The sequence below is a fragment of the Amycolatopsis sp. NPDC006131 genome, assembly GCF_040614175.1.
In the GTDB taxonomy this organism is placed as follows: Bacteria; Actinomycetota; Actinomycetes; order Mycobacteriales; family Pseudonocardiaceae; genus Amycolatopsis_E; species Amycolatopsis_E tucumanensis.
The window spans coordinates 57,355-76,488 of the sequence record NZ_JBEXTX010000012.1 but is presented as its reverse complement, the minus strand read 5'-3'; the positions used below and the strand labels follow the sequence as shown (position 1 = coordinate 76,488).

At 72.8% G+C, this 19,134-nt stretch carries 14 protein-coding genes; 3 read left to right on the top strand and 11 right to left on the bottom strand.

Annotated elements, in window-relative coordinates:
• Window positions 1–116 precede the first annotated feature (116 nt).
• From ABZ215_RS09725 to ABZ215_RS09700, 6 genes are all read right to left on the bottom strand, one after another.
• Window positions 117–884 carry a hypothetical protein gene (locus tag ABZ215_RS09725; protein ID WP_354949067.1) on the bottom strand — a complete coding sequence of 256 codons (768 nt, stop codon included), beginning with the start codon at window positions 882–884 and terminating at the stop codon, window positions 117–119.
• Complete coding sequence (gene sigM, locus ABZ215_RS09720; RefSeq protein WP_027933195.1) at window positions 881–1,516, bottom strand: RNA polymerase sigma factor SigM; 636 nt, start codon at window positions 1,514–1,516, stop codon at window positions 881–883. The genes ABZ215_RS09725 and sigM overlap by 4 nt, the downstream gene beginning before the upstream one ends.
• A gap of 10 nt (window positions 1,517–1,526) precedes the next feature.
• Complete coding sequence (locus ABZ215_RS09715) at window positions 1,527–3,116, bottom strand: protein kinase family protein (RefSeq protein WP_020416217.1); 1,590 nt, start codon at window positions 3,114–3,116, stop codon at window positions 1,527–1,529.
• 80 nt (window positions 3,117–3,196) lie between these two features.
• Window positions 3,197–5,032: a murein biosynthesis integral membrane protein MurJ gene (gene murJ, locus ABZ215_RS09710; RefSeq protein ID WP_157358404.1), complete on the bottom strand. Its 1,836-nt coding sequence runs from the start codon at window positions 5,030–5,032 to the stop codon at window positions 3,197–3,199.
• 357 nt (window positions 5,033–5,389) lie between these two features.
• Window positions 5,390–7,519, bottom strand: coding sequence for a DUF6049 family protein (locus ABZ215_RS09705; protein ID WP_237335841.1), 2,130 nt, complete (start codon window positions 7,517–7,519; stop codon window positions 5,390–5,392).
• Window positions 7,516–8,040 (bottom strand): NUDIX hydrolase, encoded by a 525-nt coding sequence (locus ABZ215_RS09700; RefSeq protein ID WP_026153651.1) that lies wholly within the window; start codon window positions 8,038–8,040, stop codon window positions 7,516–7,518. Before ABZ215_RS09700 ends, ABZ215_RS09705 begins: the two co-directional genes overlap by 4 nt.
• 131 nt (window positions 8,041–8,171) lie before the next feature.
• Between ABZ215_RS09700 and ABZ215_RS09695 the strand changes: the two genes are divergently transcribed.
• The 3 genes from ABZ215_RS09695 (at window position 8,172) to ABZ215_RS09685 (ending at window position 11,352) form a co-directional block, all read left to right on the top strand.
• Window positions 8,172–9,605, top strand: coding sequence for a CCA tRNA nucleotidyltransferase (locus tag ABZ215_RS09695; RefSeq protein ID WP_354949065.1), 1,434 nt, complete (start codon window positions 8,172–8,174; stop codon window positions 9,603–9,605).
• A 34-nt stretch (window positions 9,606–9,639) separates the two neighbouring features.
• Complete coding sequence (locus tag ABZ215_RS09690; protein WP_354949063.1) at window positions 9,640–10,929, top strand: ATP-binding protein; 1,290 nt, start codon at window positions 9,640–9,642, stop codon at window positions 10,927–10,929.
• 72 nt (window positions 10,930–11,001) lie between these two features.
• Window positions 11,002–11,352 (top strand): hypothetical protein, encoded by a 351-nt coding sequence (locus ABZ215_RS09685; RefSeq protein WP_354949061.1) that lies wholly within the window; start codon window positions 11,002–11,004, stop codon window positions 11,350–11,352.
• Here ABZ215_RS09685 and ABZ215_RS09680 read toward each other — a convergent pair.
• The 5 genes from ABZ215_RS09680 to ABZ215_RS09660 are packed head-to-tail and all read right to left on the bottom strand — an operon-like array spanning window position 11,349 to window position 19,098.
• Complete coding sequence (locus tag ABZ215_RS09680; RefSeq protein WP_354949059.1) at window positions 11,349–13,196, bottom strand: TNT domain-containing protein; 1,848 nt, start codon at window positions 13,194–13,196, stop codon at window positions 11,349–11,351. The two genes, ABZ215_RS09685 and ABZ215_RS09680, sit on opposite strands and share 4 nt — an antisense overlap.
• A 37-nt stretch (window positions 13,197–13,233) precedes the next feature.
• The gene (locus ABZ215_RS09675; RefSeq protein WP_354949057.1) at window positions 13,234–15,003 is read right to left on the bottom strand and encodes a hypothetical protein; all 1,770 of its coding nucleotides are present in this window, start codon (window positions 15,001–15,003) and stop codon (window positions 13,234–13,236) included.
• A complete protein-coding gene (locus tag ABZ215_RS09670) occupies window positions 14,970–17,021 on the bottom strand; it encodes a YrhB domain-containing protein (protein ID WP_354949055.1) in 2,052 nt (683 codons plus the stop codon). Before ABZ215_RS09670 ends, ABZ215_RS09675 begins: the two co-directional genes overlap by 34 nt.
• Window positions 17,021–18,520 (bottom strand): TNT domain-containing protein, encoded by a 1,500-nt coding sequence (locus tag ABZ215_RS09665; protein WP_354949053.1) that lies wholly within the window; start codon window positions 18,518–18,520, stop codon window positions 17,021–17,023. Before ABZ215_RS09665 ends, ABZ215_RS09670 begins: the two co-directional genes overlap by 1 nt.
• Window positions 18,517–19,098: a YbaB/EbfC family nucleoid-associated protein gene (locus ABZ215_RS09660; protein WP_354949051.1), complete on the bottom strand. Its 582-nt coding sequence runs from the start codon at window positions 19,096–19,098 to the stop codon at window positions 18,517–18,519. The genes ABZ215_RS09665 and ABZ215_RS09660 overlap by 4 nt, the downstream gene beginning before the upstream one ends.
• Window positions 19,099–19,134: the final 36 nt, after the last annotated feature.

Genomic DNA, 19,134 nt, shown 5'->3' with positions numbered 1-19,134 from the left:
CCTCGCTGTGGGATCGCCTCCTCATGAACGCCGGTTCACCACGTCGGCGCTGTCCTCGCGAGGGGGCTCCTGAGAACCCGCGGCGGTGCCGGCCGGCGGCCGCCTCAAAAAGCAGATCAGCCGATCACCTTGTCCAAGAGCACCCCGGCGTTGCCCGCGCCGCAGGTCGGGGCGAACGCGACCAGCCGGAACTTCGCCAGCTGACCGGTGGTCAGCAGGGTCAGCACGGCCGGCTGCCCGTCGATCGAGCCCTGGCGGACCCCGATCGGCTTGGCGGTGTCGGCGAAGCCGGCGGCGGTCAGGCACGTCTGCAGCGCGTCCGCGTTGCGCAGCGGGCCGTAGTCGAACGTGCCCTGCATCTGGCCGACCGCGCTCGCGGCCTGGTCGCTGCGCAGGTTCAGCGGCGGCTGCGGCGCGCTCTGACCGGGCGGGGGCGCGGCCACGTTGCTGCCCGGCGACGGCGACGTGCCACCCGGGATGGCGATCGCGACGGCGGCCACCGCGGCGGCGGCCACGGCCACCACCCCGCTGATCCAGCCGATGCGCTTGTTGCGGCGACGGCGGGCCGCGTCCAGGCTCACCACCGGCGCCACGCCCGGCTGCTGCTGCTGCGGGAACGCGCGGCGCGACTCCTCGGCGATCGCGGCGTCCAGGCGAGCCGCGAACTCGGCCGGCATCGGCGGGACGTCCGCGCTCAGCTCAGCCAGGTCGGCGGTGGTCGCCTCCAGCGCCTCGATGATCGCGCGCGCCTCGGGATCGGCCTGCACCAGCGGCCACAGGCGGGCGGCTTCGTCGTCGTCCAGGACGCCGGCGTGCAGGTCCGCGAGCAGGTCGACAGACCAGGGCGGGCCGGCGGCCTCGATCCCCCGACTCTCGTCCGTCATCGTCCCTCCCTCTCGCGCTGTGCCCCAGACCGGCCGCCGCGCTCCCGTTTGCTTTCGGGAGTTGGGACGTTCGCTAATGCATCCGGGTTCCGGAGATGGCCGAGAACTTTGGCGAGTTTGGCGCGGCCGCGGGCGCAGCGGCTCTTCACCGTGCCCTCCGCGATGCCGAGCATCTTCGCGGTCTCGCTGACCGAGTACCCCTCGACGTCGACCAGCACGATCGGCATCCGCTGGTCCTCCGGCAGCTGCGCGAGCGCCTCCTTGATGACCAGCCGGGTCTCCCGGTCGGCCATCGAGTCCCGCGGCGTGGCCGGCTCGTTCACGCCGGTCTCCGGCAGCGGCACCGTCGGACGGGCCTGCCTGCGCCGGACCCGGTCCAGGCAGGCGTTCACCACGATCCGGTGCAACCAGGTGGTGACCTGGGATTCCGCGCGGAAGTTCGCGGCGGCGCGGAAGGCGGAGATGAAGGCGTCCTGCAGGGCGTCGGCGGCTTCCTCGGGGTCGCGCAGGGTGCGCAGGGCCACCGCCCACATGCGGTCCCGATGCCGCCGGACCAGTTCGCTGAACGCGTGCGGATCCCCCGACGCGTGCGCCGCGATGAGGTCGGCGTCCGTTGGTGCAGCTGCGGTCACCCGCAGCACCCTACTGGGCGGGGAGGAAGGTCAATTCGCCTATCTGGGACTGGTAGCCCTTGTCCGTGTCACTCAGCTGAGTGATCCAGATGATCACGTACTGCCCCTGCTGGGGCTGCGGAAGGGTGATGTCGGTGGTCTGCCCGTTCAACGTGGCCGTGCCGATCACGCGAGTGTCGGCCAGCTCCGGGTTGCGCGAGTCGGCCAGCCGGACCTCGATCGAGGTGCCCGGGCTGTCCGCGGCCACCGTGATCTTCGCCAGGTTGATCGGCTTGTCGAAGCTCGCCAGCAGCCCGACGCCCTCCTTGATGGCCGGGAACTGCTGCCGGTACTGGTCGGTCCGCCAGATCGTGGTGGGGTCGCCGTCCACGGTGTTGCGGGCCCGGCTGGTGTTGTCGCCGTTGCCGTCCGGGTTGTAGACCGTGACGCTCTCCGGGCCAACCGCGGCGCCGATCTGCGCCTGCCCGCCGGGCGACGGCGGCGGGTTCGGCGACGGGTTGACCGGGGCCGACGCGGACGCCGTCGGGGTCGGGTTGGCGACGTTGATCGGCGGGCCGCCCGAGCTGGGGTCGTCCTGGAAGAAGCTGATCGCCAGCATGCCGAGCCAGGCCAGGATCGCGACCGCGGCGACGACCAGCACGGTGACGCCGAGCGCCAGCTTTCGCCGCCGCGCGCGGTCCTTGACCGGCTTCTTCGTCGTCCAGATCGTGCCGTCGCCGTCGGCCTCCATCTGGGCCTTGATCAGCTGCGTCCGCTCCTCGGCCTCGGCGGCCATCTCCAGCGCGCGCACGATCGCGGCGCTGGTGCGGATGCCGCCAGGGCCGCCGTCCTCGACCGTGCGGACCGCCAGCGACGACAGCTCCTGCGGCACCGACGGCTGCAGCGAGCGCGGCGGCACGAGCCGTCCGTTCGGGGCGTGCGGCGCGGCCGGGATCGCGGCCGGCCCGCCCGGCAGCGGCCAGCGGCCGGTGAGCAGCAGGTACAGGATCCCGCCGATGGCCTTCACGTCGTCGCGCAGCGTCGCGTCCGGCAGCGGGCCGGGGAACGCCAGGCGGAGCGAGCCTTCGGTGGTCAGGCGCAGGCGCTGCGGGTGGTCCAGGCCGAGCACGAGACCGGAGTGGTGGGCCCGCTCGACGGCCTCGGCGAGCCGCTGGACCATCCGGGCCGCGGCGAGCGGCTGGACCGGGCGGTCGGCGACCAGATCGATCAGGTCGGTGCCCTTGGTCCACTCGGTGACCACGACGCCCAGCAGGCCCTCACCGGAGGTGATGCCGTTGCCGAGGGTGAGCACGTCGAGCACCCTGGCGACCGCTTCGTGGTTGAACTTGGCGGCGTGCGTGGCGCGTTCGAGGGTCTTGCGGGCCTGACGTGCGGCTTCGGCGTCCGCGGGGTCGCCGACGAGCAGCGTCAGCGCGACGTCCCGCCGCAGCTGGCCGTCCCGCGCACGCCACAGGTGGGCGCCCGCCCGCTCGTCGATGCCGAACTGGGCGAGCAACCGGTACCGGCCGTCTCCGACCACGCTGCCCGGCGCGAGGGAGCCTCCCCTCGCGCGGACACCCGTCCGGATCGGACCGGACTGCTCGCTCCGCTTCTCGTTCACCCCACGCTCTCTTTCCCGCGCCCTGTGGTCGAGGGTACGTGAACACACGGGGTGAGACAGGGTTATCCGTGAGTGGTTCGTTACCCGCGCTTGATCAATCGGGTGATTCTCTTCGTGGCCGGGGACAGCTCGTCCACCCTGAGCAGCGCCAGTACGCCGAACGACACACCGAGGCCGACGATGCCCTGCAGGATCAGCTTGATCCACGCGGTCAGCCGCTCGCCGAAGTCCGGGACCACCCACCCGACCGCGACCGCGGCGAGCACACCCAGCCCGCTCGCCACGACGGTGAACAGGATGACGCCGAGCACGCGCTTGCTGCGCAGGTTGCCCAGGCTGACCCACAGCCAGACCTGGCCCATGATCGCGCCGACCACGAACGTCAGCGAGTTGACCATCATCGCGCCCAGCACGATGTTCTGGTCCGACAGCAGCACCGGGCACAGGTACAGCAGCGGGATCTTGACCAGGGTCATCACGACCATGATCAGCGTCGGCGTGCGGGCGTCCTTCATCGCGTAGAACACCCGCAGCTGCAGCATCACCAGCGCGTACGGCAGCAGGCCGAACGCCGAGATGGCCAGTGCCTCACCCAGCCGCGACGCGTCCGCGGTCGAGTTCTCCCCGCCGCTGAACAACGCCACACCGACCGAGGTGCCGATCACCGACATCACCGCGGCGATCGGCACGAGCATCACCGTCGAGATGCGGGAGGCGTAGGACAGGTCGGCGACCACCTTGCGGGTGTCGCCGTCGGCGGCGTTGCGTGACAGCCGCGGCATGATCGCGGTGAGCAGCGAGACGCCGATGACGCCGTACGGCAGCTGGAACAGCAGCCAGGCGTTCGAGTAGATCGTCACACCGCCCGGGTCACCGCTGGTCAGCACGCGGGTGTTGACGGTGAAGCCGATCTGGCTGACCGCGACGTAGCCGAGGATCCACAGCGCGAGGCCGCCGAACTCCTTCATGCGCTTGTCGATGCCCCAGCGCCACTTGAACCGGAACCCGCTGCGCAGCAGCGGCGGCACCAGCATGATCGCCTGCACGACGATGCCCATGGTCACGCCGATGCCCAGCAGCAGCAGCTTCGGCTGGCTCATCTCGACCGGGTTGAACGTGATCTCGCCGGGGGTGAGCATGAACACGGCCAGCGTGAAGATCACGACCAGGTTGTTCACCACCGGCGCCCAGGCCGGCGGCCCGAAGATCTGCTTGGCGTTGAGGATCGCCGAGAGCAGCGCGAACAGGCCGTAGAACAGGATCTCCGGCAGCAGCAGCCTGGCGAACGCCGTGGTCAGGTCCGAGCTGGTCTTGCCTGGTTCGCCGTCCAGGTAGAGCGAGGTCAGCCACGGCGCGGCGGCCACCGCGACCACCGTGCCGATCACCAGCAGCACGAACGCCACCGTCAGCATGCGCTGGGTGTAGGCCAGGCCGCCGTCCTTGTCGTCCTGCGACCGCACCAGCAGCGGCACCACCACACTGCTCAGGACGCCGCCGAGCAGCAGCTCGAAGACGATGTTGGGCAGCGTGTTGGCGATGTTGAACGAGTCGTTCACCACGCCGGTGCCCACGGCCCAGACCAGCATGATCTTCCAGAGGAACCCGGTGATCCGGCTGATCAGGGACGCGATGGCGATCCGGCTGCTGGACTTCGCCAGCGACGGCGCGGCCGGCTTCTCCGGCGCCTCGACGGGCGCGTGGAAGCCGGTGGCGTCCAGGCCGGGACCCTCGCCGAACGAGGTGGACGGCGACGCCGTGATGCGCGGCATCATCCGCGTCGCCAGCGCGTCGTAGGGCCGCAGCACGTCCGGGTCGGCCACCGGCCAGCGGTTGCCGCCCTGCACGCCGCTGATCCGCGGGATCAGCATGGTCGCGTCGGGGTCGTTCGGCGGCAGCGGCGGCGCGCCGAACGGCATGCTGTCCTGGTGGCGCTGCCGCTCCTGGCGCCACGGCCGGACCGGCTGGCGGCGGTCCGGCGGGGCCTGCCTGCCCGTGGGCGGCGGCTGCCTGCGATCCGGCGGCGGCTGGCGGCGCGGCGGCTGCGGCAGCCGGTCCGGCGGCAGTTGTCCCTGCTGGCGAGTCGGCTGCGGGGGCCGCGGCCTGCCGTTCGCCGCAGGCGGGATGCGGCGGGTCTGGTCCTGCCGAGCGCGATCAGGCGGCGGCGGGCGCCGTGTTCCGCGGTCGGCGGGACGCTCGGGTGGCCACCCCGGGTCTCTGTCCAACGCGCGCGCCCAATCCTCGCCGGTCCGGTTCTGGCACCCCAGAGTAGTCGGTCAGGCCTTGCGGGCCCGGACGCGACGGTAGATCTGGCGCGCGGAGAGCAGGACCAGGGCCGCCGCGCCCGCGATCGTGAGGACCAGCGTCACGACGCCGTACTCGTTGGACCGCAGCTCGAACCGCGCCGGGTTGCCCAGCGGCGTGCCGCCGGGGGTGGTCAGCGAGACGGTCAGGTTGAACACGCCGGCGCGCAGGGCCTCGGCCGGGATCCGCTCGCTGCCGCCGAGGCCGGCCGGGACCAGGCGGTCCGGCACCTGCTCGACGCGCAGGCCGGGCGTGTTGCTCAGCTGGATCCGCACCGCGATCTGCACCGGCAGCCGGTTGTTGAACGACACCGGCAGCGGCGCCGACCCGGACGCCATCGAGATCGGCACCGGCGGGGTGTCCACCGTCACGCGGCCGAGCAGGCCGTCCAGTTCGGCGCGGGCGTCGGCGGCCGAGGCCTCGGCGGCGCCCTGCCGCGCGCGCCAGGCCGCCGACGTGCTGCGGACCAGCGCGAACCGCAGCGGTTCGAGCAGCTCGGCGGGCTCCACCTGCGCGGCCGGGTCGATCTGCATCGCGCCCTGCAGGTCGGCCATCGTGGTCTCGATGGAGCTCATCTCGTCGGTGACCGACGTCGGGGTCGCGGTGGCCAGGTCCTCGGCCGTGTAGCTCATCTTGGCGCTGCCCGTGCTCGCGGTCGCCAGCAGCGCGGGCAGCGACTGCGGGGTCAGCATGTTGCGGTCGACGAAGTCGCCGACGTTGCGCAGGAAACCGGTCAGCTCGTCCTGCGTCGCCGTCCACCGGCGGGGCGGGGCGACCAGCACCGGCCGCGAGGCGCCACCGGCAAGGCCGCCGCGGAACGCGAGGGCGGCCAGGCCGTTCTGCGTGGCGATGTCCGGGTCGTCCACCGGCGTCGCCGCGGTCGCCTCGGTGCTGCCGGACGCGCCGGCCAGGCCGGACAGGACCAGCGAGTCGACCTGCTGCGCCCGCAGCGCGGTGCCGTCCAGCGTGACCGCGCCGGACGACTGGCCGCTTGTCGACGAGTCGACCGGGTCGGTGATCAGGGTGCGCACGCCGGCGCCGCTCAGCGCGGCCAGCGTGCTCTGGTCCAGCGCGCCGCCCGCCCACAGCACGCCGTTCTGCGGGGTGACGCCGAGCAGTTCCTGCACTCGCGCGCCGGTGTCCAGGGCGAACGGCAGCAGGTCACCGCTGCGGACCTTGGTCAGCGCGGTCAGGTCGGCGTCGGCGTAGGGCAGCTGGACCACGCACTGCCCGGTGACCAGCTCCCGCAGCGACTGCAGCCACGCCTTCGCGGCCTCCGCGCCGGTGCCGCCGGTGGTGCCGGTCGAGGTGCGGACCTGGTAGCCGCGGGACATCGCGTCCACGGTGTCGAGCAGGTCGGGGTCGATGGCGTAGCAGAGCGCGCGGGTCAGCTGCGGGTCGTCGCGGACCGCGCTCGCCGACTCCACCAGCCCGTACAGGCGGCCGCCGGGCCGCAGCTCGGTCGCCAGCACGTCGTCGGACAGCACCGCGGTGCCGCCCAGCGGCGCGGCCACGATCCGCGGGCGGGTGTCGGCGATCGGCCACAGCATCGTGAACGGCGACGGCGAGGTGTTCTGGCTGGTCGCGCTCTTGCCCGGCGCGGACAGGACCGGCAGCAGCATGCTCATCGACGCCAGCCGCGCCGCGCCGCCGTAGTCCGGCGTGCCGTTGACGTTGACCAGCATCGGGTACACGCCGGCGCTGTTCACGCGCAGGTTTCCGCGCGTCCCGTCGAGCCGGACGGTGACGCTGAGCTGGGCGGTCTGCCCCGGCTCCAGGGTCGACGGCTCGACGTCGACCCAGTCGGTGCTCGACGCGGCGGCCGCGGCCGCGCCGCTCATCGCGGTGCGCACCTGGCGCTCGGTGGTGAGCCGCTCGCCCAGCTCCAGCCGGACCTGCAGGTCGCTGATCCGCCGGTCGCCCACGTTCGTCACGGAGCCGGTGACGTTGAGCGTCACCGAGTTCGTGGTGATCACGCGCGGGTTGAGCTGCGCGACGTCCAGCCGCAGGCGGCTGGGCGCGTCCGACTGGGCACTCGCCGTGACCGGGGTGAACATCGCGAGGAGGAACGCAACCAGCCCGGTGGCGGCGAACCGCTTCACTCCGACGCTCCTTCTGTCGCTCGCGTGTCGTCGTCGAACAGTTCCCGCGCCTTGCGCACCAGGGACCGCTCGTCGGTGTAGGCGAGCCGGGTCTCCAGATCGGCGATCGGCACCCAGGCCACCTCGGTGACCTCCGAGTCCTCGTCGGACAGCTCGCCGCCGGTGGCTTCCAGCAGGAAATGATGCACCGTCTTGTGCACCCGCCGTCGCTCGGCCACGAACCAGTAGTCGATGGTGCCGAGCGGCCGCAGCACTTCCGCGGAGATCCCGGTCTCCTCCTTCACCTCGCGCACCGCAGTCTGCTCGATCGTCTCGCCGTCTTCGATGTGGCCCTTCGGCAGCGACCACAGCAGCTTCCCGTGGCGGTCCAGCCTGCCGATGAGCACGGCGTTCTCCCTGGCGGGATCGACCACGAGGCCGCCGGCGGAGGTCTCCACGGAGGTCGTCATCTTCCGGCCGCGGCGGCGGCGTGACCGGCGTCGCGGCTTACCCCCGCCGGAGCGACCGGCCGATCCAGACATGCTGCGATGCTAGTGCGTGGCGGCCCCTTCCGGCCGCTACTGCGTAGTTGACTGTTCACTCCTCGTCGATCGGTAGGCTGGTTCCTCGTGTCTGTCATGGTTGAGTCGACTCCCGAGGCGGTTCGATCCCGGTGAACGAACTGACCGCGAAGCGGAACGCGGTGACCGAGCTGATGCGGATCTCGCCGCTGGCCGACGAGCTGGCCGGGCTGTTCGCGAAGGCCGGGCGCCGGCTGTACCTGGTCGGCGGCAGCGTCCGGGACGCGCTGCTCGGCCGGCTGTCCGCCGACCTCGACTTCACCACCGACGCGCGGCCCGAGCAGATCCTGAAGGTCGTCCGCGGCTGGGCCGACGGGGTGTGGGAGGCCGGCATCGCCTTCGGCACCGTCGGCGTCACCAAGCGCGGCTCGACGCTGGAGATCACGACGTTCCGCGCGGACGTCTACGACCGGGTGAGCCGCAACCCCGAGGTGACCTTCGGCGACTCGATCGAGGGCGACCTCAAGCGCCGCGACTTCACGGTCAACGCGATGGCGATCGACTTGTCGACCAAGCAGTTCGTCGACCCGCACGACGGGATGGACGCGCTGCGGCGGAAGGTGCTCGACACCCCCGCCACCCCGGAGGAGTCCTTCGCCGACGACCCGCTGCGCATGCTGCGTGCCGCCCGGTTCGCCGCCCAGCTCGGCTTCGAGCCGGCGCCCCGCGTGGTCACCGCGATGACCGAGATGGCCGGCGAGATCCAGCGCATCACCGCCGAGCGGGTGCAGACCGAGCTGTCCAAGCTGATGCTCGGCCGGTACCCGCGGCGCGGGCTGGAGCTGATGGTCGACACCGGGCTCGCCGAGCACGTCCTGCCCGAGGTGCCCGGCATGCGGCTGGCCATCGACGAGCACCACCAGCACAAGGACGTCTACCAGCACTCGCTGACCGTGCTGGACCAGGCGATCGCGCTGGAGCGCCGGGACGACCCGGACGCCGAGCCCGACCTGGTGCTCCGGCTGGCCGCGCTGCTGCACGACATCGGCAAGCCCGCCACCCGCCGGTTCGAGGAGGGCGGCGGCGTGAGCTTCCACCACCACGAGGTGGTCGGCGCCAAGATGGCTCGCAAGCGTTTGCGCGCGCTGAAGTACCCGAAGCAGGTCATCGAGGACGTCGGCCAGCTGGTGTTCCTCCACCTGCGGTTCCACGGCTACGGCAAGGGCGAGTGGACCGACTCGGCGGTGCGCCGGTACGTCACCGACGCTGGTGAGCTGCTGCCCCGGCTGCACAAGCTGGTCCGCGCCGACTGCACGACGCGCAACAAGCGCAAGGCGGCCGCGCTGCAGCGCACCTACGACGAGCTCGAGGAGCGGATCGCGCGCATCCAGGCCGAGGAGGACCTGGCGAAGGTGCGGCCCGACCTGGACGGCAACGAGATCATGAAGATCCTCGGCCTGCCGCCGGGGCCCATGGTCGGCAAGGCGTGGAAGCACCTGAAGGAGCTGCGCCTGGACCGCGGGCCGCTCGACCACGACGAGGCCGTCGCCGAGTTGCGCCGCTGGGCCGAGGAGAACGGCCTGTAACTTCAGGGTGCGTCGAGACGACCGGGAGGTCGTGATGTCCCCACCGCGAGCGGCGAGTTACCTGGGCACCCTGCTGCGGCGGGGCGCGCCCGCGATGGCCGGCGCGACCGGTGGACTGGACGACGAGGTCGCCGACCCGGCGCCGGTGTCCCCGCTCGCGCGGATGCGGCGCATGGTGGGGCCGGTCGACCTCGCGGCGCAGGACAACCTGCTGCTCCGCGCCACCCGGTACGTCGCGATGGTCCCGCTGATCTACCGCGTGCTGGCGGTGGCCGGGGCGCTGGTCGCGTTCCTCGCCGGCGACCACGGTGGCGTGGCGCCGGTGGTGGCGGTCGCGGTGTGCTCGATCGCGCTGAACCTGTACGGGCTGCGCTGGCTGTTCCGGTCGACGCCGTTCCACGGCGGTGGCGCGGTGCGGCTGCTGGTGCTCGACGTGGTGTTCACGCTCGCGGCCAACCTGGTGGTCGCGGCGACGGTGCCCGCGCCGGCCTTCACGGCCGCGATGCAGGTGCCGGGCAAGCACCTGCTCGGCGGGGTCGCGTTGCTGACCCTCGCGCTGGGAGTCGGGTACGGGCTGGGGCTGACGGTGCTGAGCGTGCCGCTCGCCGGGGCGGCGTGGTGGCTCAACAGCGGCGTGTTCAACGTGAAACAAGCCTTCGCCGGGGTCGGGACGATCATCGGCGTGCTGGTGACGGCGACCGGCGCGCTGGTGCTGCTCGGCCTTGGCACCCGGCTGGCGCTGGCGTACGGGATCAGGCACGGCCGCGAGGCCGAACGTGCGCGGCAGCACCGGATGCTGCACGACACGGTGCTGCAGACGCTGGAGACGATCGCCCTGCCGGGCTCCGGCAGCAGCGAACACCAGCTCAGCGAGATGCGGCGGCTGGCCCGCGCGCAGGCGATCGAGGTGCGGCAGACGATCGAGGGCGCGGAGGGCAGCGGCCCCCTCGGCGAGAAACTGGCGGCCCTGGCAGCGGAAATGGCCCGTGACGGCCTGCGCGCCCAGCTGGTCATGGCGGAGCTCGACCCGGACACCCTGACGGAGGTCCGGCAGGTCGCCATCCGCGACGCGGCCCGCGAGGCCCTGCGGAACACGCTGAAGCACTCGGGCACCGACCGGGTCGTCGTGCGCGCCGAGGAACGGGACGGCGGGGTGGCGGTGGTGATTCGCGACCACGGCGCCGGCTTCGACGAGGCGGACCGCCCACCGGGCTTCGGAATCAGCGAGTCGATCACGGCGCGGCTGGCCGAGGCGGGCGGCCAGGCGCGGGTGGAGTCCAGCCCGGGCAGCGGAACTCGCGTGACGCTCTGGATGCCGCGATGATTGCCGGGGTATCGCGCGGCATGGCGCGTTCGCGCTGAAAGGAGCCGATTTCGGGTGGATAACTTGCCGCGCATGACCGAAGAACAGAACGACACCCGGAGGCTCGCCATCGAAGCGCTGGAGACCGCCCGCGAAGCCCGTGTGCTCGCCGTCGCGGCCTCGAAGGAGGTCGGTGACGTGTCAGCTCAGCTGAGAGGGCACATCACGGTGCTCCACGCGCTGCGTGAGACCCAGCTCGAGCAGGGGGCCCGGTTGGATCGACTCGAACGGAGGGTGGACGAGGGCTTCGCGCGGGTGGACGCGAGGTTCGAGCAGGTGGACCGGCGGTTCGAGCAGGTCGACGCCAGGTTCGAGCAGGTCGTCGACCAGATGAACGCGCGGTTCGATCAGCTCGTTGCGCTGATCAAGAGCAGCAAGCGCTAAAGCCGCTCCAACCCGCCTGTCTCGACGTGGTGCCCGACGGGGTGCGGCAAGAAGTACGCCACCGCCCCGCCGGGCATCGCTCCCCATGGTTGTGTCACGCCGGTCAGCACGCGCACCGGCCGCGCCACCCGGTACAGCGCCCGCTGCCCCTCCCGCTCCGGCAGCAGCGACGTCTCCGGGAACCGCGCCGTCTCGTCGTGCACCAGGTTGCCCGCCTCGCCGCCGAACCGCACCAGCGTCGTCCCTGCGGGCAACGTGATCAGCCGCTTCGCGCGGTAGAACGTCAGCGGCGGCTCGCCCCGCTGCGGTGTGATCGGCCAGTCGCCCTCGTCGTCGACCACCCGCACCGGGTACAGCAGCAGCGATCCGAGCAGGAACCGCGCCGCCTCCTCGACCCGCGCGAACGCCGCCGGCTCCGCGCCGTCCGGACCGGTGACCTCCCAGCTCGACTCCGTCCGCTGCAGGCTCCACGCACCCTCGGCCCGCGCACCGATCCGGTACGCCGAGGGCGCGATCCCGTACTCCGCCAGCCGCCGCTCCAGGACCGTCAGCACCTCCGACGCCCGCAGCCCGTACGGCGGATCGCCGCCGCGGTCGATGAGCGTGACCGCGTCCACCTCACCCGCGTCGGGCTGTGGCGGCAGCGGCCTGCCCAGCAGCTCCGCCTCCGCGGCCGCGAGCAGGTGCGCCGGCACGGTCGGCGCCCGGTAACCCTGCGCGCGCACGTGCTCGACCAGCTCCGGCTGCGGCGGCAGACCGTATTTCCGCAGGTAGTGCGGCACCGCCGCGGCCCAGATCCAGGTGCCGTCGGTGTGGAACGCGTCGGGCACGTCCGGCTGCACCGCAGGCGCGAACAGGTCCGGCAGCCGGTTCGGCCTGGCCACCGCGACCGGCGCCCGGTACAGGTAGTCGAACAACGCGCGGGCCTCGTCCGGCGGCAGCGCCTGCCGGTTGACCACGGGCGGCTCGCCGGGCCCGTCGACGACCGCGGCGTGCCGGAACGCCGCGTCCACCGGCAAGCCGGCCTTCGCCGCGAGCCAGTCCGGGACCTGCTTCCGGTCGCGCGGGAAGTGCTCCAGCTCGGCCTCGTACGCGCGGGCCGTCGGCCTGCCTGAGGGTGACTGGCGCCAGTTCGGCTCGGCCGACGAGTCGTAGTCGAACGTGAAGTCGGCGGGCGCGACCAGCGTCAACGTGCCCTTGAACCACGTCCCGGCGCCCGGCTGGTACATCGCGGCCCGCAGGTCGCCGAACAGCTGCCCGAGCCGCGGCGACGCGGGCAACGACACCGACTCGCCCTCGCCCGCGGCGCGGACCTCGATCTCCGCGTAGTCCCCGACCTGCCGGAACTGCGCGGCGATCCGCTCCCAGCCGTCGGGCACGACGTCCCGCAACAGCCGCGCGATCTCCCGCACCAGCTCCTGCGGATCCCCGGCTCCGAGCTGCCGCACACCGGCGGCGAAGTCGTGCCGCTCCTGCCAGATCGCGGTGATCTCGGCCTCGGTGGCGTCGACGGCGAAGTCGTGCAGGCCGAGCTGCCGCGCCCGCGTCTCGTCGGTGCCGTTCCAGCGCAACGTCAGCCCCTCGCCGGGGGCGACGCGGTAGATGTCGTCGTCGAACAGGCAGTGCGTCTGCAGGCTGAAGGTCGCGGCGACCTCGGCTTCCGGCAGCACCTTCGCCGGCCGCCCGTCGAACTCCTTGTCGAAGTCGGCGGGCGCGTCCTCGCCGGGCGGCGTCACGAGCAGGACGGTGCCGTCCGCGCTGGAGCGTTGCGCCGGGAAGACGCGCCCCTGCCACACGGCGTACAGCCCGTCGGGGCGCTCCGCCAACTCCACTCGGTACCGCACGACTTCCCCCTGCGTCCGGAAAACGGGCCCGTCAAACTTAGCCGGGCGGGTACCGGCGCGCCCAGTCCTCCTGCAGCGACCGGCTGCGCGTGACCCCGTACAGGTTGAAGTGCAGGTAGATGTCGCCGGCGATGTTGTCCAGCAGTCCCAGCGGCGCCAGCGCCCCGACCAGGTCCGCGGGCAGGCCGGGCACGCCGAGCCGGGCGCCGACCAGCGCCCCGGTGAGCGCGGCGGTCAGCGGGGGTTCGGCCGACTGCAGTCCGGCGGCCTGGATGGCGGCGAACGGGTCGTGCTGCCGCTTGGCGGCGGCGAACACGGCGCGCCCGGCCACCGCGAGCGGGCTCGCCGGGTCGCCAAGCGTCTCGATCTGCTCGGTGTCCGGGATGTCGCGGCCGTCGCGCATCGCGAGGACGATCGCCGCGATCTCGTCGAACGGCGCCTGCCCCGACTTCCGCAGCTCACCCAGGACGGCGTGGAACGGCCACGGCGGCTCGCCGTTGACCAGCACCTTCGTGAGCAACCGCACGACCAGCTCGATCGCGGTGGCGGCCTCGCCGTCCGCGCCGGTCAGGGCTCGCGCGACGGCCATCTGGTACGGCAGCCCGGCGTTTTCGAGCTCAAAGCCCGCGGTCATGGTCGCGGCGAGCACGGCGGCCAGCGGGTTCGGCGGCGCTTCCGGGCCGTCGCCGAGCGCGACCGAGAGCCAGCTGTCCGGCTTCGGCGCGGGCGGGAACCCCTCGGGCACCTCGCCGGTGAGGGTCATGAACGGCAGGCCGCGCATGACGGCTTCGGTGTGCCGGAGGGCCTGCCGGGTCATCGGACCGAGCACTTCGCCGTTGCCCAGGGCGAGGCACTCCCCGACCGCGAACCCGACGTAGGCGCCGACGACGCGGTGCCACGCGAACAGCCCCGAGGGTGTCCCGGCGTCCTGGAACTTGCCCAGCGTCCACGGCCTCGGTTCGGGCCGCCCGGTGTTGTCGTAGTGGTTGATCAGGCCCGCCCCGGCGAGGTCGGCAGGCCACTCGACCGGCCGGCCGTCGTGGCGCAGCCGCAGGTTGCGCACCCACAGGCCGTACGCGCGCGCGTAGCGCTCGCATTCGTCGGCGCTGAGTTCGTACCCGTTCTTCCTGGCCCAGCCGCCGACCGCGCGGAGCCGCTGCGGAACGAGGTCGCCGAGCCCGGACTCGGCGGCGAGCTCCGCGATCCGCGGGGAAACCTCGGGCGCGACTTCGTCGGTGTACCGGCCCGGGTTCTGCTCGGCCCCGTCGATCTCCGCCGCCAGGTCGACGCTCACGGACAGGACGTGCCCGGGGTCCAGGTCCAGCCGGGTCTCCCCCGCGCCGGGGCGCAGCAGGTCGCGGGGCCGGATCCGGCGCCACCGGTGCACACCGGGCGGGACCGTGCCCGTCGCGGTGTACGCGGGGACGACGACCTGGCCGTCCCGCGTGCGGTTGCGGACGGGCTCGCCGTCCGCACCGAGCGGAACCAGGACCTCGCAGTCCAGCAACAGCCCGCGCATGGTCGGCCCGTCGATCCAGCCGACGCGGTGCATGCCCAGCAGCCTCCCCGCCGGAGTGGTGGCTTTCGGGCTGCCGAACCACTCCGGGCCGGGCCGGTGCGCGGGGTTCTCCCGGACGTTGCCGGTCGGCTGCTCGCGCTCGTCGACCTCGATCCACCGCACGATCGCCGGCTCCGGCGTGCCGAGACCGGGGAACTCGTTGCGCCGGAACTCGGGGTCCGGCACGGCCTTCCAGTCGGTGAAGCGCTGAGCCGTCACGGCCGGATCGCCGGATAGCGCCGAAGCCATCGCTGTCCTTCCTCCCCCTCCGGGATCCCCTCGAACCGGCGGGCGACGTCCGTGACGACCCGCTCGATCAGCGGTTTGAGTTCGAGCTGGTCCACCCACTTCTGCGGCAGGCCGGGCACGCCGTTGCGCGCGCCGGCCAGCGCGCCGGCGATCGCCCCGGTCAGCGCGCTGCGCCCGGAGTGGTTCACCGCACGCAGCAGTGCGACCTCGGGGTTGTTCTCGAACCCGCTCACCGCGGCGAGCGCGCGCCCGAGGACGGACGCCGTGTCGTGGCCGTCACCGATCTCCTCGGGCTCGGGCAGGTGGTACAGGCCCTCCTCCGGGATGGCGATCAGGGACCGCGCGGCCAGTTCGCGCACCGCGTCCCACCGCTCTCCCTCCCGGCCGGCCAGCACCGGGCCCGCCGACACCCACAGTGCCGGGCTGAAGGCGCGGTCCAGCCCGCGTTCCAGCAGCAGGCCGAGGAAGACAGCGAAGGTCACCTCGTCTTCGCCGGACTCGGGCAGCGCGCTGAAGGCGCGCACGGCCTCTTCGGACGCGCCGAACGGCACCTCACCGGGGCCGCCGATGGTCAGCACACCGGGCAGGGCGCCGAGCAGGACCGTCGGCCCGGACCGGAGGTCAGCCGGGTCCGGGTCGCGCACCGAGTGCAGTTCACGCAGGTGCGGCAACCACCCTTCGATGCCCGGCACCGTCTCGCCCTGGGTGTGCAACCAGCGGGACGTCGCCTCGGGAACCGCTGCTGCACCGCCGCGCAGGACGGCCTCGGTGAGGAACAGCAGGCGCTGGGTGAGCGGGCCGACCGGACCGGGCTCGGTCCCGTCCGCCGAGTTGCCGAGCGCTTCCCCGAGCGCGAACCCGGTGTAGGCGCCGAGGATGCGTTGCCAGCTGAAGTTGGTGTCCTGGCCGACGTCGGCGAACTTGCCGAACGAGTCCACCCGCAACACCGGGTCGCCGTTGTCGTCGTAGCCGTGGGCCAGGCCGAACGCGGCGGGGTCGTACGGGGGTCGCGGCGGCAGCGCCATGCCCATGCGCCGCACCCAGGACCGCCCGGTGACCACCCGGTAGCACTCGTCCGCGGTGAGCTCGAAACCGTGGGCGCGGGCGCTGTCCCCCGCGTCGACCGGCAGCTCCACCGGCTCGGGCAGCCCGATCCGCGCCGCGGTGTCGGCGGCCCAGCGCGTCAGGTCCGCCGAAGCCTCCACGCATTCGCCGGTGACCTCGATCTTGTCGCTGTACCGGGGGAACTCGGCGTTCGCCGCGCGGATCTCCTCGGTGGTGACCTCGACCGGGAGCTGCCACGGGCCGTGGATGACCAGGTCGGCTTCCGGCACGTGGGACAGCAGGGTCACCGGGTCCAGCCAGAACCACTCCCGGCTGCCCGGCGGGAAGAAGCGGGTCGACGTCCACAGCTCCACCGTGCGACGACCGTCCTTCGTGGACTGGTGGCGCACCCGGCCGTCGGACAGCGGCACCAGCACGCTCTCCTCGAGCAGGCCGATGACGAACTTCCGCTGGTCCAGCCAGCCGAGGTGGCGGAACTCGACGAGGTGGTCGAGCGTGGTCCACGGCATCGGGTAGCCACGCCGGCTCGGACCCGTCCGGTACCCGGGGTTCGGGCGGAACTCGCCGGTGTCCGTGCCGTCCGGCAGGTAGCGCTGCCAGCCCGTGATCGCGGCGAGCGGCACGCCGAGGCGGCCGAGGCCGGAGGCGGCGTACTCGGGGTCGATGACCTCGGCCCAGTGGTCGCGGCCCGGGTACTGCGCGGGGATGCTGAAGCCACCGCTGATGGGCGACGCGTGGCGCAGGTCGCACTCCGGGTCGCGGACGATCAGCGCGGGTGGCGGGATGATCTGCTCGCCGAGGTCGCCGCCGTCGAGGTAGGCGGTGGTGTTGTAGGGGACGTACCAGCCTTCCGGGCGCCGCACGAGGTTCGCCTGGTCGGCGCGCAGTCCGGCGCCGGGGTGGACCTCGCGCAGCCACTCCTCGACCTTCGCGACCGCTTCTGCCGCTTCCACTACTCGATCCTTTCCAGGCTTGCGTCCGCCACGTGCTCGCTCAGCGGTTTCGGCAGGACGTACGCGACACCGCCACCGGGCAGGTTCGCCCAGGGGATCGCGATGCCGGTCACGACCGCGAGGCTGCGCCGGAGCCGGTAGCGCCGCTCCTCGCGGTCCCGCTCGATGGGCAGCGAGGTCGCGGGGAACCGGGTTTCGTCGTGGTGGACCAGGTTGCCGGTCTCGTCGCCGAAGCGCTGCACGACCGTGGCCGCGGGCAGCCGGATCAGGCGTTTGTTGCGCAGCAGGGTCAGCGGCGGGTCGCCCTCGGCTGGCTGGATCGGCCAGTCCGCGAGTTCGGCCGAGGTCTCCAGCGGTGTCTCGGCGCCGCCCGTGGTCCGCGCCGGGTGCAGCAGCAGGGCGCCGAGCAGGTGCTGCGCCGCGTCCTCGGCGCGCTCGAAGTACTGCGGGCGCACCGGCGCCCCACCGGCGTAGCGCGCGACTTCCCAGCCGCGGTCGGTCGGGTTGAGGCACCACGCGCCGTCGGCACGCGAAGCCAGCCGGTAGGCCGCGGGCCAGATGCCGTGCTCGGTCAGTCGCTGCGCCAGGACGACCAGCAACGCCGGGTCCTCCAGCGCCGGATCGGTGCGGGTCTCCAGTTCGGACGCGATGTCCCCGGTGGTCGGCAGCGCCTCGCCCGGATCGGCCTTCGGACGGGACCGGCCGAGCAGGTCGGCCGCCGCGGTGCGCCGGGTCAACTTGTCGACGTAGGGCGGCTGGAAGTCCTGGTCCCGGATGTGCGCGAGGAAGTCCGGCTCCGGCGGCGTGCCGTACTTGCGCAGGTAGTGCGGCACCGACGCGTGCCAGATCCAGGCGCCGTCGGTGTGGTAGCTCTCCGGCACGTCGGACTCGGTGCCGCCGCTGAAGATGTCCGGGCCCAGCCCGCTGCCGACCAGCACCGCGGGCTGGCGTTCGAGGTACCGCAGGAGCGCGGGCACCTCGTTCTCGGGCACCGGCGGACGCCCCATGACGGGCGCGGCGCCGTCCTCGTAGGTGTCGACCACGCGGGCGTGCCGGAACTTGACGCCGAGCGGCAGGCCGGCCGCGCGGCGCCACCAGTCCGGCAGGTGCTCCGGATCGCGGGGAAACGCTTTCAGCTCGGCTTCGAGCGCGGCGGGCAGGTCGTCCGGGGGCGTCCGCCACCACGGTTGGGCCGTGGTGCTGACGTCGAGGTCGAACTCACCGGACGGGTGCAGCGCGTAGCGGGCCCGCAGCCAGGCCCCGACGCCCGGCTCGTACATGGCGGCACGGAGCTCGGTGAAGAGCTCGGCCAGCTCGGGCGCAGCCGGGTAGCGCCCGCCCGAACCGCCCTCGAACGCGAGGGTCTCCAGCTCCGCGTATCCGCCGAGCTGGCGGAAGTGCAGCTCGATGCGCTCCCACCCGGCAGGTGCGTCGGCTCTGGCGAGCGTGCCGATGCGGACCAGCAACGGGCGGTGCGGCTCCGGCCGGGGCGCGGTCACCGGTCGCCGCGGGTCATCCAGGTGTCCGGCATTTCGTCGTCGTCACCGGCGGGACGTGGGCGGCGCGTGGTGGGTTTGGGCGCTGGCGGCGCCGGCGGCGTGTCGCGGCGCAGGATCGACTCCGAGTCCTGGGCCGGCGCTGGTTCCGGTTCCGGCTCGGGTTCGGTGAAGTCGGGGATGTCCGGCATGAGACCGGCGAGAGACGGCGCGCCCTCGATGAAGTCCGAGAGGTCCGGCATGCCTGCGGTGAGCGGCCGGAACAGCTCCGCCTGCTGCTGCTTGACCTGCAGCATCCCGCGGCGCACCAGGTCGCTGATCGTGCGCGCCAGCGCCTCCGGGCGGGTGCGGTCGAACGTGGTCGGGGCGAGCTTGAGATCGGCGAGGGTGCCCTGGGCGTCGATCGTCACCTTCACCAGGCCGTCCGGGGAGGACAGTTCCGCGCTGAGTTCCGACGCGGCCTGCTGCGCTTCGTGCAGTTGCGCGGTCTGCCGGTTGAACTGCTCGAGCAGCTCGTCGACGGTGTTGCGCATCGCCGCGTTGCGGGCTTCCATCCGTGCCTGGTCGTCCGGGGTGGTCACGCTGGGCCACTCTAGTGGGCCGGGCTCCGCCGGAGG